Source organism: Bartonella senegalensis OS02, from assembly GCF_000312545.1.
Taxonomy (GTDB): Bacteria; Pseudomonadota; Alphaproteobacteria; order Rhizobiales; family Rhizobiaceae; genus Bartonella; species Bartonella senegalensis.
In genome coordinates this window covers 214,085-217,080 of record NZ_HE997541.1, presented here as the reverse complement: position 1 = coordinate 217,080, position 2,996 = coordinate 214,085, and the positions used below count along the sequence as shown (strand labels likewise).

The window sequence follows — 2,996 nt, the reverse complement described above, 5'->3', positions numbered from 1 at the left end:
AGCAATCTGCCGCGCTAATACCGCATCAAATAAGCCATGCGGGGGGTCAATAATATATCGGATTGGTACATGCCGAAATCCACCACTCACGGCTTTTAAAGAACAGGAAAGCATCATTTGTAACCGTTCAGCTTCCGAATACGGATTAAAAATTTCTTTTTTTACATCTGGGGTCCATAAATTATAAGCCGCAACCATAACCACCCCCGATAAAGAAAATTTGATCACCTAACCTTAAAAAACAACCCATCCAATCGGCTGCTTGATGAGGCAACAATGTGCAATCTTTCTTGTCTATTTTGTATTGATCTTTAGACATTGATAAACCTTTTTATCTTATGGTATCTAAATACATGGCAAATGCGCTAACACGCAGAGCCTAAAACTCAAGCAGCATTACCGCGTGAGAGGGAAGAAACAACACAATCCGTATTGGCATGTTTTGCTGCTTTAAAAATGCGACGGCGACTTTTAGGGTAGCGGTCGCTAAAAACCTGCTCGACGGGCAAGCCAATAAAGTCTGCAATTGCACGCTCGGCTTTCTCGTTAGACCGCGTCCAAATGTGTTGAACACTGGATGATGAGAGTTGATAAGCTTTCGCGAGCTCCGCCAAGGTCATGTTCCGGCGGCGTAGCTCAGCTAAAATACTATGGCGATCCCATACTTGAATGCATGTTTGTGTGATAGTCATAAACTTTCGCTCCTGCTTAAAACGGATGCTACAACATCCGTTTTTTGTGGGGTTAGATGTATAATAAATGCCCTTCGTATCGGGCTCTAATATGAGGTATATCTACAAATGGGATATTAGTCAACCCCATTTGTAAATATTTATAATATGAGACGACAAAAAAATGAGCCCAAAACTGCATTAGCAAAACGACTCACAGAAGTTAGAAAGCTTGTGGGCTTATCTCGTGATATATTTTCTCTTAAAATTGGTATCAGTATTCAAGGACTTGGAAATTACGAACGCGGTGATAGAACTCCAGATGCAACGGTTTTATCAGCATATAAAGAAAAATTTGGAGTAAACCTGAATTGGCTTTTGACCGGTGAAGATGCAATGTTTATAGACATGATGATGGCTCGGTCTTTCAATATCTCTCCGCCTACCATTCCTACTGGATTGATGAAAAAACTTGGTCGCATAGCTTATACAACCTATCGCGATGAAAATATAAAACTCCCCCCTGAAGATATAGCGGAACTCGCGGCGGAACTTTATAAAAAACTGCAAGAGTTGGTTCAAAACATCAACGACACGGAAGAAATAGAGCTTACCTTGCCTCTTCTAAAGTTGCATTTAAAGCGTCAAATCGAAGCTGAAAGAGCACATCTAGAAACTACACAAGATACGGCGTAATGCCTCTCTAAAATCAATGGGGGAATCTCTTTTAAAATCCTGTAACTTAAAACAAACCTCAATAAGGAGCATTTTTGGCACGCCCTGAAATCGAACCAAAAACACCATTGGCAAAACGATTATGTGAAATACGCCTTGCCCTTGGTTTTACGCAGCGCAAACAGTTTGCTGATCACCTTACAGTACCAGAAAGTACTATGTATAATTATGAAACTGGCCTACGTGAACCGCCTTCATCAATGTTAGCAATTTACAAAAATATTTGTGGTATAGACGTGAATTGGCTTCTCACTGGAGAAGGCGAAATGTTTAGTGATATGGCAAAAGCAAAAGCAGCAGGTTTTAAACCACAAACCATCCCTGCTGGCCTCATGAAAAAACTTGGTCGTATAGCTTATACAACCTATCGCGATGCAAAAATTAAACTCCCCCCTGAAGATATAGCGGAACTCGCGGCGGAACTTTATAAAAAACTGCAAGAGCTGGTTCAAGATATCAACGACACGGAAGAAGTTGAGCTTACCTTGCCTCTTCTAAAGTTGCATTTAAAGCGTCAAATCGAAGCTGAAAGAGCACATCTAGAAACTACACAAGATACGGCGTAATGCCTCTCTAAAATCAATGGGGGAATCTCTTTATCCTGTAACTTAAAACAAACCTCAATATAAATTAAGGAGCATTTTTGGCACGCCCCGAACTAGAACCCAAAACACCACTGGCAAAACGCCTACGTGAAATAAGAAGAATACTCGGAAACGAAGAACGCGGTGCTTTTGCCAAATCTCTTAATTTGGCAAAAAATACGCTTGCAAACTATGAGCTTGGTATAAATGAGCCACCAGCATCTATCGCAATTGCCTATCACAAAATTTATGGCGTAGACTTTCATTGGCTTCTCACTGGAGAAGGTGAGATGTTTAGTGACATGGCAAAAGCAAAAGCAGCAGGCTTTAAACCACAAATTATCCCTGCTGGTCTCATGAAAAAACTTGGTCGCATAGCTTATACAACCTATCGCGATGCAAAAATTAAACTCCCCCCTGAAGATATAGTGGAACTCGCAGCAGAGCTTTGTATAAAGTTGCAAGAGCTGGTTCAAGACATCAACGACACGGAAGAAGTTGAGCTTACCTTGCCTCTTCTAAAATTGCATTTAAAGCGCCAAATAGAAGCTGAAAGAGCACATCTAGAAACTACACAAGATACGGCGTAATGCCTCTCTAAAATCAATGGGGGAATCTCTTTTAAAATCCTATAACTTAAAACAAACCTCAATATAAATAAGGAGCATTTTTGGCACGCCCCGAACTAGAACCCAAAACACCATTGGCAAAACGTCTACGTGAAATAAGACGAATATTCGGAAACGAAGAACGTAGTATCTTTGCGCAACGCCTTAATTTACAACGTGGCACCCTTGCCAATTATGAAATCGGGGCACACGAACCAACATGCTCAACAATTAACGCCTATTATACAGCCTATAACATTAATCCTCATTGGCTCGTTACAGGTGAAGGTGAGATGTTTTGTGACATGGCAAAAGCGAAAGCAGCAGGTTTTAAACCACAAACTATCCCTGCTGGACTGATGAAAAAACTTGGTCGCATAGCTTATACAACCTATCGT

General features: G+C 40.9%; 4 protein-coding genes and 2 pseudogenes. 4 read left to right on the top strand and 2 right to left on the bottom strand.

Annotation, left to right across the window (positions count from 1 at the left end; genetic code table 11):
• Window positions 1–198: pseudogene (locus tag BN200_RS05420) on the bottom strand (hypothetical protein); the annotation flags it as partial.
• 188 nt (window positions 199–386) lie between these two features.
• The gene (locus BN200_RS05415) at window positions 387–692 is read right to left on the bottom strand and encodes a helix-turn-helix domain-containing protein (protein WP_019221528.1); all 306 of its coding nucleotides are present in this window, start codon (window positions 690–692) and stop codon (window positions 387–389) included.
• 147 nt (window positions 693–839) lie between these two features.
• Between BN200_RS05415 and BN200_RS05410 the strand changes: the two genes are divergently transcribed.
• The 4 genes and pseudogenes from BN200_RS05410 to BN200_RS09375 form a co-directional block, all read left to right on the top strand.
• Complete coding sequence (locus tag BN200_RS05410) at window positions 840–1,367, top strand: helix-turn-helix domain-containing protein (RefSeq protein WP_019221527.1); 528 nt, start codon at window positions 840–842, stop codon at window positions 1,365–1,367.
• A 74-nt stretch (window positions 1,368–1,441) separates the two neighbouring features.
• Window positions 1,442–1,972, top strand: a complete 531-nt coding sequence (locus BN200_RS05405) for a helix-turn-helix domain-containing protein (RefSeq protein ID WP_019221526.1) — start codon at window positions 1,442–1,444, stop codon at window positions 1,970–1,972.
• A gap of 77 nt (window positions 1,973–2,049) precedes the next feature.
• Entirely contained in the window at window positions 2,050–2,580 is a 531-nt protein-coding gene (locus tag BN200_RS05400; RefSeq protein ID WP_019221525.1) for a helix-turn-helix domain-containing protein, read from the top strand.
• An 80-nt stretch (window positions 2,581–2,660) separates the two neighbouring features.
• Window positions 2,661–2,996: pseudogene (locus BN200_RS09375) on the top strand (transcriptional regulator); the annotation flags it as partial.

What these genes read in the sequence shown, in the direction of transcription:
- BN200_RS05410 (WP_019221527.1), top strand. Translation starts at nt 840, where the DNA reads ATGAGACGACAAAAAAATGAGCCCAAAACTGCATTAGCAAAACGACTC.
- BN200_RS05415 (WP_019221528.1), bottom strand. Translation starts at nt 692, where the DNA reads ATGACTATCACACAAACATGCATTCAAGTATGGGATCGCCATAGTATT.